A 20,252-nucleotide genomic window follows, 5' to 3' on the forward strand; every position below is an offset into this window, starting at 1 on the left:
TGTCACTTATGACAGTAGCCAGAACACGTCAAAACGCGCATGTTGAGCAATCCCTCAACTTCGTTCGAGGCTGCCTGATATGCCAACAGGAGTTTCGACCCACGCGCACTCAAGCACGCCGACCCTCGCCGTGTCTGACGCGCGGGGATTGTCGGTCAGGGCCGTGGGGTATCACCGCCGTGAAGCAAATGACCCGATAGACACCCGGATCACCCAACAACGCTACGACGCCGTTGGGCGGTTGATCGCCAGTCGCGATCCCTACCTGTTTGATTTGGCACAGACGGATGAAGGCGCGCCCTTCAACCTCAATCAGGTGTTGAGCTTGTCCGCCACAGCGCTCCTGACCGAAAGCGTGGACGCCGGCTGGCGTGCTTCACTTTTGGGCGATTCCGATCAATACCTTCAGTCCTGGGATGGCCGTGGCAGCAGCAAACGGGCTGAATATGATGAATTGATGCGCCCGGTGGCTCTGTGTGAAGCAGGCATCGGCATTGCCGAGCATGTGATCGAACGCTTCACCTACGGCGATGCTCGCCCAGAAGCCGCCGCGCATAACCTGTGCGGGCAGTTGGTTCGTCATGATGATCCAGCAGGAGCCGTGCTTGTTCAGGAGGCCGGTCTTTCCGGGCTTCTGCTAAAGCACACGCGTCGGTTTCTCACAGGTACTGAAGCACCCGATTGGCCGCTGACAATCGCCGACAGGGACGCATTGCTCGAATCCGGCGCAGGCCTGACCACCTTCAATGCCTACGCCGCCAGCGGTGAAGCTCTCAGCCAGACTGATGCGATGGGCAACACCCAGTCTTCTGGCTACACCCGAGCCGGCCAACTGAAAGATGCTCGCTTGACCCTGGCCGGCGCTGGTCAAAGCGAAAAGCTGCTGGTCAGCAATTTGCACTACAACGCCATGGGTCAGATCGAAGCGGAAACCGCCGGCAATGGCGTCGTCACCCGTCATCGTTACGACGAGGCCAACGGTCGATTGATCGAGCTGAGCGCACACAAGTCCGATGGAACCCCGTTACAACAACTGCAATACCAGTACGACGCTGTCGGCAATGTGCTGAGCATCGAAGATGCCGCACAACCCATCCGTTACTTCAACAACCAACGTATCGAACCGATCAAGAGCTACCGCTACGACACCCTCGATCAACTGATCGAAGCCACTGGCAGCGAAGCCGTGAGCGGAATCGGCGGCCCCGCCTTGCCCGACTGGCAGCCCTTACCAGTGGACCCCAGCCAGATTGCCAATTACACCCAGACCTTTCATTACGATTCAGGCGGCAATCTGCTGAGCCTTGTGCATGTCGGCGCCCAAGCCCAGGGCCGCACCTTGACCCGAGCGAAGTACAGCAACCGCTGCCTGCCCGAACGCGACGGACGCCCGCCCACCGAAGCCGAACTGGCGGCTGGGTTCGACGCCAATGGCAATTTGCAGGAACTTCAGCCGGGGCAGCGGCTGCTTTGGGATCTGCGCAACCAGCTGCGCGAAGTCAAACCTGTGGTCCGCGAAGACGCTGATGATGATCGTGAATGCTATGTCTATGACGGCGGCGGACAGCGAGTGCGCAAGGTGCGTTCGAGTGTGACCGTTACCCGCACGATGCTGAGTGAGGTCCGCTACTTACCCGGTCTGGAGATACGCAACCACGGCGGGACCGGAGAAACACTCCACGTCATCAACATCAGCGCGGGTAGTAACAACGTGCAGATTTTGCACTGGGCCCACGGGTTACTTGGTGAAGCTCTCCAGAACCAGATGCGCTACGGATGCGCCGATCATCTGAAATCCAATACGCTGGAACTGGACCAGCATGCCGATCTGATCTGCCAGGAAGCATTTTATCCCTACGGAGGAACGGCCTTTCAGGCGGGTCGCAACATGATCGAGGCCAAATATAAACTCCGACGTTATTGCGCCAAAGAGCGCGACTTTACCGGATTGCTGTATTACGGATTCCGCTATTACGCACCCTGGTTGCAACGTTGGATCAATCCAGACCCAGCGGAAGATGCGGATGGGCTAAATCGTTTCAGAATGGTCGGTAATAGCGCAATTATGCTGGTTGATGCTAACGGTCTCTGCGGCAACTCTGGGATCGACACTAAAAACGCAGAAGGCAAACTAGACAGCAGCGCCTATCATATTTCCTATATAGATATAAATCTGGAGAAAAAACTCACCAGCGATACTGGAAAATCCAAGAGAATTGAGTTTGTAAGGACAAATTTAACGCACACCCGCAAAAGAAACCAAGTTGACAGCCGTTTCAAGACAGATACTTTTATAAATTATTTCAGACCGAATATCTGGATCTTCACCGAAAATTTTAAGTATCAGCCTGATTACTTTGCGAGTGATGTAGCGGAGCATCAATACACCCTGCAGGCGAAAGCCAAAGGTTTTTATGGTGAGTTGCCGTCGCGCATCGCTCGGACAAAGATGAGAAATCAGTCGACATTGGATAAGACCAAGGATCTACCCAGTGGGTCCGACGCGCTACTGGCAGTCTTCATGAAAGAGACATCAAATGGGAAGTCCACCCAACAGATACTCAACGTCTTCGGTCTTAGAGCCATCAGTGTGAAAAAGGCTATTAAGGGTACTGATGTTGATTTTATTATCACCGTCGAGCCGGCTCCAAATGAAGAAATGACCACCAAGTTAACACCCATGAAACCCAGAAAAAAGCAGGCGAGAGTTACTACATCTGCAACAGCGCCTATCCATCCAAAAAACCATTTACCGCATTTGCCCGTGAGTAGCATCAAAGTCAGCCAGCCAAAACGAGTTCAGACTTCAACTCGGCAACACAATTGACGCCCAGATGCTTTTTGATCTCTCATCGACCTGTCACTTATGACAGTAGCCAGAACACTGCAAAACGCGCATGTTGAGCAAACCTTCAACCTCGTTCGAGGCTGCCTGAAATGCCAGCAGGAGTTTCGACCCACGCGCACTCGGCCACTCCCACCCTCGCCGTGTCTGACGCGCGGGGATTGTCGGTCAGGGCCGTGGGGTATCACCGCCGCGAAGCGAATGACCCGATAGACACCCGGATCACCCAACAACGCTACGACGCCGTTGGGCGGTTGATCGCCAGTCGTGATCCCTACCTGTTTGATTTGGCACAAACGGATGACGCCGCGCCCTTCAACCTCAATCAGGTGTTGACCTTGTCCGCCACAGCCCTCCTGACCGAAAGCGTGGACGCTGGCTGGCGACTCGGGCTGTCGGGTGAAGCCGGGCAAAGCCTGGAAACCTGGGATGGTCGTGGCAGTCGCAGACGGATTGATCACGATGAACTGCTGCGACCGGTGGCCCTTCGGGAAGCAGGCACCGGCATTGCCGAGCAGGTGATCGAACGCTTCACCTATGCCGATGCCGGCCCGGAAGCCGCCGCGCATAACCTGTGCGGGCAGTTGGTTCGTCATGATGATCCGGCTGGAACCGTGCTTGTTCAGGAAGCAGGTCTTTCCGGGCTACTGCTCAAACACACGCGCCAGTTTCTTAAGGGCACCGAAGCGCCTGACTGGCCACTGGCAATTGCCGACAGAGACGCATTGCTCGAGCCCGACAACGGCATGACCACCGCAAACACGTACGCTGCGAGCGGCGAGGCGCTGAGCCAGACCGATGCAATGGGCAACATCCAATCCACACGTTACACCCGAGCCGGCCAATTGAAGGACACCCGCGTGACCCTGACAGGTGCCGGCCAGAGCGAAAAGCTGCTTGTCACCGATCTGCACTACAACGCCATGGGCCAGATCGAAGCGGAAACCGCCGGCAATGGCGTCGTCACCCGTCATCGTTACGACGAGGCCAACGGTCGGCTGACTGAATTAAGCGCACACAAGTCAGATGGCACGCCACTGCAACAACTGCAATACGCATACGACGCCGTGGGCAATGTGCTGAGCATCGAAGACGCGGCGCAGCCGATCCGTTACTTCAACAACCAACGTATCGAACCGATCAAGACCTACCGCTACGACACACTCAATCAACTGATCGAAGCCACCGGTAGTGAAGCCGTGAGCGGAAACGGCGGTCCCGCCCTGCCCGACTTGCAGCCCTTACCAGTGGACCCCAGCCAGATTGCCAATTACACCCAGACCTTTCATTACGATTCAGGCGGCAATCTGCTGGATCTGGTGCATGTCGGCGCCCAATCCCAAGGCCGCACCCTGACCCGAGCGAAGTACAGCAACCGCTGCCTGCCCGAACGCGATGGCCGCCCGCCCACCGAAGCCGAACTGGCGGCTGGGTTCGACGCCAATGGCAACTTGCAGGAACTTCAGCCGGGCCAGCGGCTGGTTTGGGACCTGCGCAACCAGTTGCGCGAAGTCAAACCGGTTGTCCGCGAAGATGCCGATGATGATCGAGAGTGTTATGTCTATGACAGCAGCGGGCAACGAGTGCGCAAGGTGCATTCAAGTGTGACCAATGCCCGCACGATCCTGCGCGAAGTGCGTTACCTGCCCGGCTTGGAAATACGTAGTCATGGTGGGACCAGGGAAATACTCCACGTCATCAACGCCAGCGCGGGCAGCAACAGCGTGCAGATCCTCCATTGGTTGCAGGGCTTACCTGATGAGGTGCCTCAAAATCAGTTGCGTTACAGCCTCAACGATCACCTGAAATCCAATACGATCGAGCTGGACCAACATGCGGATTTGATTGGTATGGAGTGGTACTACGCGTTTGGGGGTACTGCCCTGCGGGCGGGCCGCAACATCATCGAAGCCGAATACAAGACTTTGGGGTATTCAGGCAAGGAGTGTGATGGAACCGGGCTTGTCTACTATGGGTTTCGCTACTACGCGCCATGGCTGGCGAGATGGATCAACCCAGACCCGGCCGGAGATGTGGATGGTCTCAATAGATTCAGAATGGTTAGAAACAACCCGATTGCCTATTTTGATCCGGACGGTTTAGCGCCTCCGGATCAGCAAGACAGCGATGACCCTGCAGACAAGCTCGCGGCTAGTTTCTTCAACCCGACTCTTCAAATGCAATTCGACTCCACAAGTGATGCAGCCAAAGCCAGGTTTGAATTTGTTAAAAACAGAATGAAGCACACACGAGAGTCGAAAGCCGAATTTTACTCTGCCTATAAAAATGATGAATTTGGTAACACCTTCAGAAAGGGATTCTGGTTACTAGAGCATAATTTCAGACCTAGCAAGACCACCAGGTACTACGCCAGCGACGTATTGACATATCAATACCTGGAAATTTCGAAATCAAATGGATTTTTCGGCCACCTCCCTTCGATGATCGGTTTTTCACACGTCATCAACGAGGCAACCTTACGAAAAACCAAACATCTGGAAAACAAATCAGAGGCATTGTTCGATTATTTTATGGACAAAACTCCAATTGGAAAATCGCTCAAAAGAAGTTTGGATTTTCTGGGAATGGAGGCTGTCGGAGTGGAGAGGCAGCACAAATTCGAAGGCAAACACGAGATAGTGAACTATGTGGTCCATATAGCCCCCACTGCCGCACGCCCTGATATCGTCCGGGTTTCTCAACATTCAACTACCGCAACTAAGAAACCCTCGCCGGTTACACAACAGGACGCGGGTAGCCTCCCTGGCCCGTCAAGCCGTCACGGCCAAGCAAGCACATCTGCTTCGCCGCCAGTAAGTTTACAGTCAAGCATCTCTGCTTATATGAATGCACAGCAACGTTTTGGTCGCAGCAGACATCGTGCAGCACCAACAGCTATGCGAAGCCAAACACCGCCGCCCGACTACTAAGGTTTATCTACAGCCTACGATAACCTGTTACTTCTAACAGTAGGCACATTCGCGCAAATCGTGCATTGTCTTTTACAGCCAATCGTGTTCAAGGTCTGCGACGATGTCCACTGGAGCCTCAGCTACCGTACACAGGGGATCGCCGACTCTTCAGGTGTTCGATTCACGTGGGTTGGTGGTGCGGGGGGTGCAATTTCATCGACGTGCAGCGCAAGATACGTTCGATACGCGAGTGACTCAGCAGTGTTATGAGGCGGTTGGCCGTTTGTTCGCCAGCCGGGATCCACATTTGTTTGATTTGACACAGACAGATGCTTCAACGCCGTACAACCTTCACCAGTTGGCGAGTTTGTCAGGCGTAGCGCTGCTGACCGTTAGCGTGGACGCCGGGTGGCGTGTTGGCCTGCTTAGGGAGGCCGGGCAAAATCTGGAAGCCTGGGATGGTCGTGGCAGCCATAAAAGAACTGCGTACGATAAATTGCTGCGCCCCATCGAACTGCGGGAAGCAGGTATCGCAATTGCCGAGCAGGTGATCGAGCGCCTTACCTACGCGGATGCGGGGACAGAGTCTGCCGCGCATAATCTGTGCGGGCGGGTGATTCGCCATGATGACCCGGCGGGAACGGTGCATGTTCAGGAAGCGGGGCTGTCAGGGCAAGTGCTCCAACATACGCGCCGGTTTCTCAACGGTACCGAAGCGCCAGACTGGCCACTGGCAATCGCCAATAGAGATGCGTTGCTCGAAACCGGCGCGGGCATGTGCACCGCAAACTCCTATGCACCATGCGGCGATGCACTGAGCCAGACTGATGCAATGGACAACTTCCAAACCTTTGGCTACGACCGAGCCGGACAACTGAAACACAGCCGATTGACCCCGGCTGGCGCTGGCCAGTGCGAAAAGCTGCTGGTCAGCGATCTCCACTACAACGCGATGGGCCAGATCGAGGCGGAAGCCGCCGGCAATGGCGTAATTACCCGACATCGCTACGATGCCGCCAATGGCGAGTTGATCGAACTGAGTGCTCATAATGCAAGCAAGCACGTATCAATACGACGCCGTCGGCAATGTGCTGAGCATCGAAGACACCGCGCAACCTATCCGCTACTTCAACAATCAGCGCATTGAGCCGATCAAAACCTTTCGTTACGACACGCTGGGTCAACTGATTGAAGCAACGGGCGGCGAAGCGGTGGTCGGCAGCAGCGGCCCCGCCCTGCCCGATCTTCTGCCGCTGATGCCCGACCCCAGCCAGATCGCCAACTACACCCAGACCTTCCATTACGACGGAGCCGGCAATTTGGCGAAGCTGGTCCATGTGGGGGCTCAAGCTCAGGGGCGGACATTGACCCGACTCCGCTACAGCAACCGCTGCCTACCCGATCGCGATGGCCGTCCACCGACCGAAGCCGAATTGGCCAGTGGTTTCGATGCAAACGGTAACCTGCTGGAGTTACAGCCTGGGCAACGGTTGAACTGGGACATGCGTAACCAGCTTTGCGAGGTTTGCCCCGCGACATGTGAAGACACGGAGGAGAGTGGCGAACGCTACATCTATGACGGCGCAGGCCGACGAGTGCGCAAAGTACTTTCAAGCCGGACAAACGCCCGCACGATTTCAGGGGAAGTACGCTACCTGCCTGGACTGGAGCTGCGCAGCCACGGCGGTACCGGAGAAGTCCTCCAAGTCATCACCGTCAACACCGGCAGCAACAACGTGCAAGTGCTGCACTGGGTTTCGTCACCTCCTGACGAAATGGTGCAGGATCAGGTGCGCTACAGCCTCACCGACCCGGTGAGGTCCTGCACAGTGGAGCTGAATCAGCAGGCGAATGTGATCACCCGGGAATGGTTTTACCCGTTCGGCGCCACGGCACTCTGGGCCGGTCGAAACGCGGTCGAAGCCAAGTACAAGTTCGTTCGGTATTCGGGCAAGGAACGAGATGCAACCGGCCTCATTCATTACGGATTCCGCTACTACGCTCCCTGGATTCAGCGCTGGATAAATACAGACCCTTCCGGCTATGCCGATGGGATGAATTTGTACCAGTTTGCGGGAAATGATCCAATAAACAACATTGATATTGCTGGTCTGAAAAATGAGCGATGGAGAGGTCTGGTCCATAAGTATGTGTACAAACCACCGCACATCGGCCAGTCAAATGGCCTGAGGGCAGAGTATGTAGACGAACATATACTTGACATCTCCAGGCAAGTAAGTGGCTCGATGAAATACATGGGGGTTTTATACTACAGTCAACAACAGCGAATCGAAAAATCCACTCACTCGATAGAAACTGTTTCCATGACATTGCCGGACAAAACAAAAATACCCGTCAATGGAGTTGTTGTAACACCTGGCGGAATAGACGCCCATTACTTCAACAATACTGCAACGACGGACGTTACCGTCTCGAGTAATTGGCTGTCTGATGAAGGACGTGTCGGCTATGTGCTTGGAATGAATGAAAATAAGCAGCCAGAGCTTGCCATCTATTCTCCGCAATTGAATGTCGTTCACCACTCCAGCCCCTTCGCCGGTCGACCGGTACTGGACTCCGGCATGATGAGTATTTCCAATGGCGGCGTGGCATTTATAGAAAATAGCAGTGGGCACTACCAGCCGTTGATCGAACAGAAACTACACACACTTAATTTCCTCAGGAAAAATGGCATCAACCTGGAAGATACTTTTCTCTCAGAGTTCATACCACCCGAAATTCGCTTTTCAGACGCGCAAAATGCCCAGGATGAGTTGGAAAACTTCTTTAAAAGCAACCTTTACAACGCCGAAGACTTTTATGCCTTCCACTTGGACAAATCCGTGCAGAAAGCGCCAGGTGAACGACCGGTGATTGTCATTCCCGCCGCAGGCAAAGAGCATTTGTCGCCCATGGAAACAGCTACTTATCGCGACTGGTCGGTGCGTAGTTCAAAAACGTACAGGCCGCAAAAATTTCAGGCATCGGTATTGCGATATACAACGAGGAGATGAGTAAAGCCACGCTACAAGGTGGTTGGCTGCTGGATCGCCAGCCTGTTCGCGGTGGTGGCTAGATGACGGTAGGGTGTCAGGTGTCCCGTGTCATCGTTGACCACCATCGCGAATGAATTCGCTCCTACAGGGCTCACCCCTCCGGCCGCAACATCAACACAGCCAACGGCGGCAAATTCAGCACCAACGACAACGCCTGCCCATGGCTCGCCTCTTCCTCGGTCGATGCACCGCCCCCATTCCCGTAATTCGACCCGGCATAGGTCGCCGAATCGCTGTTGATCACCTCATTCCAGCGCCCGGCAAACGGCACGCCAATGCGATATTCCGCCCGCGGCACCGGGGTGAAGTTGGCGACAACCAGCAAAGGCCGGCCGTCCTTGCTCCAGCGCAGGAACGCATAAACGCTGTTGATCGCATCATCACCAATCAACCACTGGAAGCCTTGCGGCGCATCGTCCTGGTCGTGCAATGCCGGTTCGGCGCGGTACAACTGGTTGAGGTCGCTGACCAGTTTCTGTACGCCTTTGTGTTCCGAGTACTGCAACAGGTACCAGTCCAGTTGCTGGTCGTGGTTCCACTCGCGCCACTGGCCGAATTCGCATCCCATGAACAGCAGTTTTTTGCCTGGGTGCGCCCACATGAAGCTCAGGTAGGCCCGCAGGTTGGCGAATTTCTGCCAGCGGTCGCCGGGCATCTTGTCGATCAGCGAGTGCTTGCCGTGCACCACTTCGTCGTGGGAGATCGGCAGGATGAAACGCTCCGACCAGGCGTACACCAGACCGAAACTCAGCTCGTTGTGGTGATGGGCGCGGTAGACCGGGTCCTGCTGGATGTAGTGCAGCGAATCGTGCATCCAGCCCATGTTCCATTTGTAGTCGAAGCCCAGACCGCCCTGCTGGGTGTTCTGGCTGACGCCGGGCCAGGCCGTGGACTCTTCGGCGATCACCAGTGCGCCAGGGGCTTCGAGGTTGACCACGTCGTTGAGGTGCCGCAGGAAGTCGATGGCTTCGAGGTTCTCGCGGCCACCATGGCGGTTGGGCACCCACTCACCGGCCTTGCGCGAATAATCGCGGTACAGCATCGACGCCACGGCATCGACGCGCAGGCCATCGACGTGGAAATGCTTGAGCCAGTGCAGGGCCGAAGCCAGCATGTAGCCATGCACTTCGGTGCGGCCCAGGTTGTAGATCAGCGTGTCCCAGTCCTGGTGGAAGCCCTCCTGCGGGTTGCCGTATTCGTACAGCGCGGTGCCGTCGAACTGGGCCAGGCCATGGGCGTCGGTGGGGAAATGCGCCGGCACCCAGTCGAGGATGACGCCAATCCCCGCCACGTGGCAGGCGTTGACGAAGGCGGCGAATTCGTCCGATGTGCCGTAACGGGCGCTCGGGGCGAATTGCGCCAGCAACTGATAACCCCAGGAGCCTCCAAACGGGTGCTCCATGATCGGCATCAGCTCGATGTGGGTGAACCCCAATTCCTTGACATAGGGAATCAGCCGTTCGCCCAGCTCGGGCCAGGTGTACTGGCGAGCCACTTCGCCCAGGTCGTCCAGCTCGCACTGCCAGGAACCGGCGTGCAACTCGTAGATCGACAGCGGCTGGTTCGGCTGAGAACGCTCCAGCCGCGTTTGCATCCACTCATGATCCTGCCAATCGACCTGCAACGGCGAGGCGACTTTCGACGCGGTGTCCGGCGGCAACGAGGTCGCCAGGGCCATCGGGTCGGCCTTCAGCGGCAGGATGCCGTGGGCGCCAAGGATTTCGTATTTGTACGCCTCACCGGCGCCCAGGCGCGGAATGAACAACTCCCAGACCCCGGTCGGGTGGCGCTGGCGCATCGGATGGCGGCGGCCGTCCCAGTTGTTGAAGTCGCCGACCACCGACACCCGCTTGGCATTCGGTGCCCACACGGCAAAACGCACGCCGTCGACACCCTCGACGTTCTTCAGTTGTGCGCCCAGGCAGGCGCTGAGGTCGCGGTGATTGCCTTCGGCGAACAGATACAAGTCCATCTCGCCGAGCAACGGGCCGAAGCTGTAGGGGTCTTCGGTGACCTGTTCGCCCCCGGCCCAACGGGTGCGCAGCAGGTAAGGCTGGGCCCGTTCGAAATGCCCGACGAACAAGCCCGGCTTGTCGGTGGCCTCAAGCGCGCCGATCTCTTCGCCGGTGTTGCGGTCCAGTACCTGCACGCTCAGCGCGTCCGGCAGATACACACGAATGAATTGCCCGCCGGCACCATCGCCATGGGGGCCCAGAATTGCGAAGGGATCGTGATGCTCGGCGCGAACCAGCGCGTCGATGTCCCGCGATCCTGGTAGTAACGCCTCTTTGGCGTGACCCTGTTCCTTGTTCGAGAAACTCATGACTACTCTCCACCAAGATCGGAAAAGGGTTTAAGCCCACTCAATAATCCATATAAACCGTGCAACGGCACGGGCAACCAGGTGGGCCTGTTCTCTGCTTCGTAGGCCACCTCGTACGCCGCCTTTTCCAGTCCGAACAACGCCAGCGCAGCGTCCTCGCCCTCCGGATCTTGCCACGCATGACCCAGACTAGCTGCTGCCAGCCGATAAGCGTCGATAAATGCCTGTTTCGCTTCCATCAGGTAGCGCTCGGCCACGCGCTGGCGTGCAGCCTGGGCCTCATCGGTGTTGTCGACGTTGTGCACGTTGATCGCCATCGCCGCCGCGTAATCGAACGAGCGCAACACGCCGCTGACGTCCTTGTACGGGCTGTGCTTGCCACGTCGCTCGACCAGTGGCCGCGCCGGTTCGCCTTCGAAGTCGATCAGGTAGGCATCGCCCTTGATCACCAGCACTTGCCCCAGGTGCAGGTCGCCATGCACGCGGATGCGCAAGCCACCAGCGGCCTTTTTGCCCAGGTCGTCAACATGGGCAGTAATGGCTTTAGCGTTGGCCAGCAGGTGACTGACCAGCGTTTGGTCCGAAGGGTTCAGTTCATTTTTATGTTGTTTGAGCAGCGCCAACGCCCGCTCGACTTGCACCGCCACGTCCTTGGCTGAAGTCCGGGCGTCCTTGGCCGTGGTGACCTGCGGGGCAAAGTCGGGGTTGTCGGTCGGCGCGGCGAGCACTTGATGCATCTCGCCCAGGCGCTGGCCGAGCATGCCGGCGAAATCGCGCAGTTCGCCGAGGGCGTTGTAATGCTGTTCCTGCTCGGACATGGCGCCGGCCAGTTCGTCGCGCAAGGCCCGCTCGAGGTTGTTCTGCGTCCACTCCCAGGCATCGCCCTGATTGCTCAGGTAGCCCTGAGCGATCATCAGCAGGTTGTCTTCGCCCTGGGCATCGCGGCGCACCACCGAACCGAGCAGCGGTGAGATGTTGGCGAAACCGGCGGCGGTCAGGTAGGCGCTCATTTCCAGTTCCGGGTGCACGCCCGAGGCGACCTTGCGGATCAGCTTGAGCACCAGGCTGCCACCGATCACCACCGAGCTATTGGACTGTTCGGCGGACAGGTAACGCACTTCGGACTCACTCGTCAGCCCCAGCGCGGCCAGCGCCGGCGTCGGCTCGAAGCGGATTTCGCCACCCTCGCAGGTCAACACGTTGCTGGCCTGGATGTCCTGCAACACGCTGCGGATGAAGTGCTCCAGGGTAAAGGCATCGGTGATCAAGCCCACCTGCGGGCCGCGCCGGACCCGTGACAACGCCAGTTGCTGCGGCAGCGCCGGGCCCAGTTGATCTTCGGCAATGAAGCCGAACGGCAACTGGTAGCGACTGGTCTGGCCGCCACTGGTGACTTCGATCTCGCTGAGCAGCACCGGATGCTGCGCATCGCCGAAGCGTACGCCGTAAGCGAGGTTGACCTCGTCGATCGCCGCGCCCTTGCCGGCGAACCAGCGCCGGTTGTGCAACCAGTCCGGCAGGATGCCTTGCTCCAGGGTCGTGCGTGAGGGCGCTTCGAGCAGTTCTTCCATGCGTTTCTTCAGCACCAGGGTGGTGAAGTCCGGCAGGCTCTGTGCCGGTTCTACGTGCCAGGTAGGCATTTGATTCTCCAGGGCCAGTGCAAACCAGTAGAAGCCATACGGCGCCAGGGTCAGCAGGAAGTTGAGTTGGCCGATGGGCGGGAAGGCATTACCGCCGAGCATTTCCACCGGCACCATGCCCACATAGGCCGACAGGTCCAGTTCCGCCGCCTGGGCGCTGCGCGACACGTTGGCCACGCACAGGATGATTTCCTGCTTGCCGTCCTCACCGGTGAATTCACGGGTATAGGCCAGGATCCGCCGGTTGCTCGGCGAGAGCATTTTCAGCGTGCCGCGACCGAACGCCTTGGACTGCTTGCGCACCGCCAGCAGGCGCCTTGTCCAGTTGAGCATCGAGTGCGGGTCGCCGGACTGGGTTTCCACATTGACCGACAGATAGCCGTACAGCGGGTCCATGATCGGCGGCAGCACCAGGCTGGCCGGGTCGGCCCTGGAAAAACCGCCGTTACGGTCGATCGACCACTGCATCGGCGTGCGCACACCGTCGCGGTCGCCCAGATAGATGTTGTCGCCCATGCCGATTTCGTCACCGTAATACAGGGTCGGCGTGCCGGGCATCGACAGCAGCAGGCTGTTGAGCAACTCCACGCGGCGGCGGTCGCGCTCCATCAGTGGCGCCAGGCGCCGGCGGATGCCCAGGTTGATCCGCGCACGGCGGTCGGCGGCGTAGTAATTCCACAGGTAGTCACGTTCCTTGTCGGTGACCATCTCCAGGGTCAATTCATCGTGGTTGCGCAGGAAGATCGCCCACTGGCAGTTGGCGGGAATCTCCGGGGTCTGGCGCAGGATGTCGGTAATCGGGAAGCGGTCTTCCTGGGCCAGCGCCATGTACATGCGCGGCATCAACGGGAAGTGGAACGCCATGTGGCATTCGTCGCCATTGAGCCCGCTCTTGTCGGTGTCGCCGAAGTACAGCTGGGTGTCTTCCGGCCACTGGTTGGCTTCGGCCAGCAGCATGCGGTCGGGGTAGTTGGCGTCGATCTCGGCGCGGATCTGCTTGAGGACGTCGTGGGTCTCCGGCAGGTTCTCGTTGTTGGTGCCGTCGCGCTCGATCAGGTAGGGAATGGCGTCCAGGCGCAGGCCGTCGATGCCCATGTCCAGCCAGTAGCGCATCACCGCCAACACCGCCTTCATTACTTGCGGGTTGTCGAAATTCAGGTCCGGCTGGTGCGAATAGAAGCGGTGCCAGAAGTACTGCCCGGCGACCGGGTCCCAGGTCCAGTTGGACTTCTCGGTGTCGAGAAAGATGATGCGCGTGCCATCGTATTTGCCATCGTCGTCGGACCACACGTAGAAATCCCGCGCCGCCGAACCGGGCTTGGCCTTGCGTGCGCGCTGGAACCAAGGGTGCTGGTCCGAGGTGTGGTTGATGACCAGCTCGGTGATCACCCGCAGGCCGCGTTTGTGTGCCTCGGCAATGAAGCGCCGGGCGTCGGCCAGGGTGCCGTAATCGGGGTGTACGGCGCGGTATTCGGCGATGTCGTAACCGTCGTCGCGCCGTGGCGAGGGGTAGAACGGCAGCAGCCAGATGGTGTTCACACCGAGGTCGGCGATGTAGTCGAGCTTGGCGATCAGGCCGGGAAAGTCGCCGATACCGTCGTTGTTGGAGTCGAAAAAGGATTTAACGTGGACCTGGTAGATCACGGCATCCTTGTACCAGAGCGGGTCCTTGATGAACGTGGCTGCCTTGGGTTTCTTCGCCATGGAATAACTCCTGTTGAGCGCCGCCGCGCGCGCCTTTGTCGCGCGCACGGCGGTTCCGATCATCGGTTAAACGGTAATCCGCCAGATGCCGAACGGCTGGTACGCCGGGTCGATGCGCATGAACTGGTGCTTGCCGTGCCACGTCCAGCGGTGGCCGTTCATCAGGTCTTCGCCCTGGGTGCTGGCGTCGTCGGGCAGGCCCATTTCCCACAGCGGCAACTCGAAATTCGCTTCCTGTACGTTGTGCGGGTCGAGGCTGACCGCCGCCAGGATGAAGTTGCTGCCGTCAAAGCTGCGCTTGCCGAAATACAGGATGTTGTCGTTCCAGGCGTTGTAGATCGACAGGCCCAGGTGCGTGTGCAGCGCCGGGTTCTGCCGGCGGATGCGGTTGAGCTGGGCGATCTCGGCAATGATGTTGCCCGGTGCGTTGAAATCCCTGGGGCGGATCTCGTATTTCTCCGAGTCCAGGTACTCCTCCTTGCCCGGCACCGGCGCCGACTCGCACAGCTCGAAGCCCGAATACATGCCCCACAGCCCCGAGCCCATGGTCGCCAGCGCGGCGCGGATGAGGAAACCGGCTCGGCCCGAGTCATGCAGGAATGCCGGGTTGATGTCCGGGGTGTTGACGAAGAAATTCGGCCGATAACACTCGCGCCACGGTGACTGGTTGAGCTCGGCGAAGTAAGTCGCCAGCTCATGCTTGGTGTTGCGCCAGGTGAAATAGGTGTAGCTCTGCGAGTACCCGACCTTGCCCAGGCGCGCCATCATCGCTGGCGTGGTGAAGGCTTCGGCAAGGAAGATCACTTCCGGGTGCAGCGCCCGCACATCGGCGATCAGCCATTGCCAGAACGGCAAGGGTTTGGTGTGCGGATTGTCGACGCGAAAGATCTTCACGCCCTCTTCCACCCAGCCAACCACGATGTCGCGCAGCTCGATCCACAGGCTCGGAATGGCATCGGCGGCGTAGAAGTCGACGTTGACGATGTCCTGGTATTTCTTCGGCGGGTTCTCGGCGTATTTGATCGTGCCGTCCGGCCGCCAGTTGAACCAGCCAGGGTGCTGCTGCAGCCACGGGTGGTCCTGGGAACACTGGATGGCGAAATCCAGGGCGATCTCCAGGCCGTGAGCCTGGGCGGCGGCGACCAGGCGGCGGAAGTCATCGCGGCTGCCCAGTTGCGGGTGGATCGCCTCGTGCCCGCCTTCGGGGCTGCCGATGGCGTAAGGGCTGCCCGGATCATTGGGTCCGGCGGTCAGGGAATTGTTCGGGCCTTTGCGGAAACTGCGGCCAATCGGGTGGATCGGCGGGAAGTACAGCACGTCGAAACCCATGTCCTGGATCATCGGCAGCCGTGAATGCACGTCGTTGAAGGTGCCGTGGCGCGCCGCATCGTCGGTGATCGAGCGGGGAAACAGCTCGTACCAGCTGGCGAACTCGGCCAGTTCACGTTCGACGTCCAGCGGATACTCGGGACTGAAACTGATGTAGGCGCGGTGATCGGCCTGGGCCATCAGATCGGCGCTGCGCGGCTGCAAAAACAGCGCGACCTGCTCGGTTTCGAGCAGCGTTGCCAGTTCATGGTGCAACGCCGCCAGTGCTTCGCTCAGCGGTCCGTCGGCGCGCTCAGCGGCGTGCTGGACCATGTTGCGGCCTTCCTGCAGCTCCAGACTGACCGGCACCGCCGCCACGTGCTTCTTCTGCAATTCGTAACAGAAGCTGGCGAAATGATCGACCCAGGCTTCGATGCAGAACACATAACGGCCCTGGGTATGCACGGTGAATTGGCCGCGCCAACTATTGTTGCCCAGGTCCTTCATCGACTCGCGCTGCCAGGTCTCCTCGCCCTCGGCCCGCCAGCGCACCTGCACCGCCAACTTGTCGTGCCCGTCGGCGAACACCTTGCTGGTGACCACCACGTCCCGGCCCACCACCGACTTGACGGCAAACTGCCCGCCGTCGAGGGTCGGCATGGTGTTTTCAATCGCGATACGCGGCAGCAGCAACGCCTGCGACAGCGGCATGTGAGCGTTGTAGCTCAGCTCTGTCGGTTTTTCGCCAGTCATCGAGCCTCTCTCCTGTACGCCCCGTGGACGCTCTCGTGCAGGGCTTCGCGCGAAGGCACCAGCCCCGGAATGAACTCACTTAGGTTCCGAGCGACAGCCCCGGACAAAAGTTCAGGTGAATTGCGGCGGAATCAAATCCCGAGCCTTGTGGTCAACCAACTTAAGCACGACTCACGCCATGTGCCACCGGAGGCCTCGCCCATGAGTATCCCAATCCCGGCAGAAACGCCCGATCCGAACATCGACAAACCCACCATCCCACCGACCGATCCGCAGCCCGTGCCCGAGAAGGATCCGCCAGGCACAACCCCACCGCCGATGGAAGAACCACCGACGACCATGCCACCGGTGATCGTTACGCCGGAATGATGAAGTGTTGATGATGGTCGTTCCCCCGTTCGGCGGGGAACGATCAAAAAACAGAAATGAATGAATAATCCGACCGTGCCGTAGGATCGTTCGGATAATGAAATTCCTGCCTTGATCTGCGCTTTACCGACAGGACTGGCGTGCTCTTACATAGCGCTGTTCCCCTTTGTCGGAGTGCCGCCATGTCCATCCAATTTCTCAATGCCAGCAATTCCCCCCAGAACACAAGCGCCCCTGAGACGGCGCTCGTCCGCGAACAAATGAACGGCTGGCCTTCCCTTGAAACTCTTCAATTACCAACTGCTGCATTTCGTGGACGTACACGAGCCCGAAAAACAGAACCCCAACAATTCACTGCGCAGCGACATTGAACAGAACCAAAATCTCGATTTCTCCAAAAACGAGCTAGGCACCCCGACCACACCAGTACACCGCAACCCCTGTAGGAGCGAGCTTGCTCGCGATGAAATCCCAGACACCGCGGAGTAACCTGATCCCCCGCGTCATCGTTCACGACCATCGCGAGCATGCTCGCTCCTACAGGTGCAGCGCCGGCCTTGTGGGAGCGGGCTTGCCCGCGATGGATTCACAGGCACCGCGGGGAGTCAGATAGTCCGCGTTATCGTTCACGATTATCGCGAGCAGGCTCGCTCCCACGGGGTTAGCGTTGGCCTGGTGGGAGCGAGCCTGCTCGCGATAGGTTTCCAGACGCAGAGGGGAATCAGGTGCCCCGCGTCATCGTTCACCACCATCGCGAGCAAGCTCGCTCCTACAGGAAGCACGTCGGCTATGGCGTGTGCTTATCCTTATCAAACAAATCGACGATCCGCGGCATCACACTGAACACCGCCAGCGCCAGCACTGTGCTGAACACCGCCGTCGCCTCACGGCCCAATCCGGCCGAGACGCCGATGGCGGCGGTCATCCACAGGCCGGCGGCGGTGGTCAGGCCCTTGACGTGGCCTTCGTCGCCTTCGTGGTTTTTCAGGATGGTGCCGGCGCCGAGGAAGCCGATGCCGGCGATCACGCCCTGCACCACCCGGCTCATGGCATCCGCCTGGGCGCCGGCGGTTTGCGGGACCAGTACGAACAGCGCCGCCCCCAAAGCCACCAGCATGTGGGTGCGCACCCCGGCGGCCTTGCCCTTGTGTTCACGCTCGAACCCCAGAATGGCCCCTAACAACGCCGCGATCAGCAACCTGACGGTGATGCGTGTCAGTTGCGCGGCGTCGCCGATGTCGGCGAATTCCGCTTGCAGGGTTACCCAAACCTCATGCCACCAGGCGTCCATGGCGTAATCCTTGTGATTGACCGATAGACGATGGACCGCGCCGACCATTAATCAGTTGCACAGAACGATGGCCGCAACTTGTGCCCTAACGCGTTAGAACCCGCCCGAAAAGGATCGCTGCCATGACTGTTCGCATCGAAAACCAGACCTGTTTCTTCACCACCGAAAACGGCGAGGAAATTCGCCTGTGTTCCGACGTGACCGTGATCACTGACGGCGACAAGGCGATGTCGGCGGTGGATGTAAACGGCCAGCGCATTTACATCACCGAAGCAGAAGCCGATGCATTGACCGTAGCAGGCGCAGAGGACGGTCGACGGCACCTGAAGGCCACGGACGGTGATTCGGTGATTTGACTGACCCGCATCAACAATCCCGGCGGGCGCCTGAGGTAGGTGCCCGCGTGCCGCAACACCAGGTGCTTCAAGTTGTCGCAGGGTGCGGCACAAACCGCATCTGATCCGCTTTTTATTAAAATACCTGAGTCTGTTATGCAAACAGTTCGACGCTCATAGTGACCCGGCCTGATGGAGGCTGATGAGCGAAAGACCATGAGCGATAGAATCCCCGTCCGAACCATTGAAGTTTTTGAGCCTTCGCGTCCGAAGATGAAGGCCAAGTCCACCGACACCCAAGTCCACACCCGCAGTTTCACCGGCAGGTTCCGCAATCTGCGCCTGCTCGGGGCGGGCTTTTTGTATCTGCTGTTCTTTGGCACCGCCTGGTTGAACTGGGGCGATCGCCAAGCCGTGCTGTGGGACCTTTCCGAAAGCAAATTCCACATTTTCGGCGCGACCTTCTGGCCACAGGATTTCATCCTGTTGTCGGGCTTGCTGATCATTGCCGCGTTCGGCCTGTTCGCGATCACCGTGTTTGCCGGCCGGGTATGGTGCGGCTACACCTGCCCGCAGAGTTCCTGGACCTGGGTGTTCATGTGGTGCGAGAAGATCATCGAAGGTGAACGCAACCAGCGGATCAAGCTGAAAGCCGCGCCCTGGAGCCTGAACAAACTGATCCGGCGCTCGACCAAACACACCGCCTGGCTGGCGATCAGCCTGCTGACCGGCCTGACCTTCGTCGGCTATTTCACCCCGATCCGCCCACTGGCCGCCGAACTGCTGACCTTGCAGATCGGCGGTGTCAGCCTGTTCTGGGTGCTGTTCTTCACCGGCGCCACTTACCTCAACGCCGGCTGGCTGCGTGAAGCGGTGTGTATCCACATGTGCCCGTACGCCCGCTTCCAGAGCGTGATGTTCGACAAGGACACCCTGGCCATTTCCTACGACGTGGCCCGCGGCGAAAACCGTGGCCCACGCAAGCGTGAGGTGAAACCGGCCGAAGTCGGCCTGGGCGACTGCATCGACTGCCAGGTGTGCGTGCAGGTCTGCCCGACCGGCATCGACATCCGCGACGGCCTGCAGATGGAATGCATCGGCTGCGCGGCCTGTATCGACGCCTGTGATTCGATCATGGACAAGATGAACTACCCGCGCGGCCTGATCCGCTACACCTCCGAACGCGAGTTGCAGGGTGGCAAGACGCACCTGCTGCGCCCTCGCCTGATCGGCTACACCGTGGTGCTGGTGGCGATGATCGGCGCGCTGGTGCTGGCATTGGCCGAACGGCCGATGGTCTCGCTGGACGTGACCAAGGACCGTGGGCTGTTCCGCGAGAACGGCCAGGGCCAGATCGAGAACATCTACACCCTCAAGATCATCAACAAAACCCAGGTGCGCCAGGATTACCGGCTGAGCCTGGTCGACAGCGACGGCTTCCAGCTGCAAGGCAAGACCGAGCTGAGCCTGGCGGCCGGCGAGATTGTCGATGTACCGGTGTCGGTGGTGATGACCACCGAGCGCGCGGCCAGCAGTTCCCAGAGCCTGAGCTTCAAGGTGGTCGACAGCGACGAGCCTGAAATAGAAAGCGTGGCGAAGAGCCGGTTTGTTGCGCCGATGAATCGTTGATCCCTTAGACTGCGGTGACCGCATCGCGAGCAGGCTCGCTCCCACATACCCCCCTGTAGGAGCGGGCTTGCCCGCGATAAAGTCCCC

The 20,252-nt window shown here is 59.0% G+C and carries 11 protein-coding genes; 7 read left to right on the forward strand and 4 right to left on the reverse strand.

The annotated features are described in order from the left end of the window. Window positions 1–130 precede the first annotated feature (130 nt). The 4 genes from ABVN20_RS25325 (at window position 131) to ABVN20_RS25340 (ending at window position 8,771) form a co-directional block, all read left to right on the forward strand. Window positions 131–2,827: an RHS repeat-associated core domain-containing protein gene (locus ABVN20_RS25325; protein ID WP_368558502.1), complete on the forward strand. Its 2,697-nt coding sequence runs from the start codon at window positions 131–133 to the stop codon at window positions 2,825–2,827. A 194-nt stretch (window positions 2,828–3,021) separates the two neighbouring features. Next, window positions 3,022–5,775 (forward strand): RHS repeat domain-containing protein, encoded by a 2,754-nt coding sequence (locus tag ABVN20_RS25330; RefSeq protein ID WP_368558503.1) that lies wholly within the window; start codon window positions 3,022–3,024, stop codon window positions 5,773–5,775. A gap of 154 nt (window positions 5,776–5,929) precedes the next feature. Beyond that, entirely contained in the window at window positions 5,930–6,904 is a 975-nt protein-coding gene (locus ABVN20_RS25335) for a hypothetical protein (protein WP_368558504.1), read from the forward strand. Beyond that, window positions 6,807–8,771 (forward strand): RHS repeat domain-containing protein, encoded by a 1,965-nt coding sequence (locus ABVN20_RS25340; protein WP_368558505.1) that lies wholly within the window; start codon window positions 6,807–6,809, stop codon window positions 8,769–8,771. Before ABVN20_RS25335 ends, ABVN20_RS25340 begins: the two co-directional genes overlap by 98 nt. A gap of 133 nt (window positions 8,772–8,904) precedes the next feature. Here the strand turns inward: ABVN20_RS25340 and glgB are convergent, their stop codons facing one another. The 3 genes from glgB to ABVN20_RS25355 all read right to left on the reverse strand — a co-directional run bounded on the left by glgB (window position 8,905) and on the right by ABVN20_RS25355 (window position 16,541). Next, window positions 8,905–11,136 carry a 1,4-alpha-glucan branching protein GlgB gene (gene glgB / locus ABVN20_RS25345; protein WP_368558506.1) on the reverse strand — a complete coding sequence of 744 codons (2,232 nt, stop codon included), beginning with the start codon at window positions 11,134–11,136 and terminating at the stop codon, window positions 8,905–8,907. 2 nt (window positions 11,137–11,138) lie between these two features. Next, on the reverse strand, window positions 11,139–14,480 hold the full coding sequence (gene treS / locus ABVN20_RS25350) for a maltose alpha-D-glucosyltransferase (RefSeq protein ID WP_368558507.1): 3,342 nt from the start codon (window positions 14,478–14,480) through the stop codon (window positions 11,139–11,141). A 66-nt stretch (window positions 14,481–14,546) separates the two neighbouring features. Beyond that, window positions 14,547–16,541 carry an alpha-1,4-glucan--maltose-1-phosphate maltosyltransferase gene (locus tag ABVN20_RS25355; protein ID WP_368558508.1) on the reverse strand — a complete coding sequence of 665 codons (1,995 nt, stop codon included), beginning with the start codon at window positions 16,539–16,541 and terminating at the stop codon, window positions 14,547–14,549. A gap of 201 nt (window positions 16,542–16,742) precedes the next feature. On the opposite strand from ABVN20_RS25355, the gene ABVN20_RS25360 reads away from it, so the two are divergent. Continuing rightward, a complete protein-coding gene (locus tag ABVN20_RS25360) occupies window positions 16,743–16,910 on the forward strand; it encodes a hypothetical protein (protein WP_368558509.1) in 168 nt (55 codons plus the stop codon). A 787-nt stretch (window positions 16,911–17,697) separates the two neighbouring features. On the opposite strand, the gene ABVN20_RS25365 is transcribed toward ABVN20_RS25360, so the two are convergent. After that, window positions 17,698–18,201, reverse strand: a complete 504-nt coding sequence (locus ABVN20_RS25365) for an MgtC/SapB family protein (protein ID WP_368558510.1) — start codon at window positions 18,199–18,201, stop codon at window positions 17,698–17,700. 122 nt (window positions 18,202–18,323) lie between these two features. On the opposite strand from ABVN20_RS25365, the gene ABVN20_RS25370 reads away from it, so the two are divergent. Continuing rightward, a complete protein-coding gene (locus ABVN20_RS25370; RefSeq protein ID WP_368558511.1) occupies window positions 18,324–18,557 on the forward strand; it encodes a DUF3203 family protein in 234 nt (77 codons plus the stop codon). Window positions 18,558–18,752: 195 nt separating this feature from the next. After that, window positions 18,753–20,165 (forward strand): cytochrome c oxidase accessory protein CcoG, encoded by a 1,413-nt coding sequence (gene ccoG / locus ABVN20_RS25375; protein ID WP_368558513.1) that lies wholly within the window; start codon window positions 18,753–18,755, stop codon window positions 20,163–20,165. Window positions 20,166–20,252 lie beyond the last annotated feature (87 nt).

The organism is Pseudomonas sp. MYb118 (assembly GCF_040947875.1).
Lineage (GTDB): Bacteria > Pseudomonadota > Gammaproteobacteria > Pseudomonadales > Pseudomonadaceae > Aquipseudomonas.

Bases quoted from the DNA above. Each gene is read 5' to 3' on its own strand.
- ABVN20_RS25365 (WP_368558510.1), bottom strand. From the start codon at position 18,201: ATGGACGCCTGGTGGCATGAGGTTTGGGTAACCCTGCAAGCGGAATTC.
- ABVN20_RS25340 (WP_368558505.1), top strand. From the start codon at position 6,807: ATGCAAGCAAGCACGTATCAATACGACGCCGTCGGCAATGTGCTGAGC.
- treS (WP_368558507.1), bottom strand. From the start codon at position 14,480: ATGGCGAAGAAACCCAAGGCAGCCACGTTCATCAAGGACCCGCTCTGG.
- ABVN20_RS25370 (WP_368558511.1), top strand. From the start codon at position 18,324: ATGACTGTTCGCATCGAAAACCAGACCTGTTTCTTCACCACCGAAAAC.
- ccoG (WP_368558513.1), top strand. From the start codon at position 18,753: ATGAGCGATAGAATCCCCGTCCGAACCATTGAAGTTTTTGAGCCTTCG.
- glgB (WP_368558506.1), bottom strand. From the start codon at position 11,136: ATGAGTTTCTCGAACAAGGAACAGGGTCACGCCAAAGAGGCGTTACTA.
- ABVN20_RS25360 (WP_368558509.1), top strand. From the start codon at position 16,743: ATGAGTATCCCAATCCCGGCAGAAACGCCCGATCCGAACATCGACAAA.
- ABVN20_RS25355 (WP_368558508.1), bottom strand. From the start codon at position 16,541: ATGACTGGCGAAAAACCGACAGAGCTGAGCTACAACGCTCACATGCCG.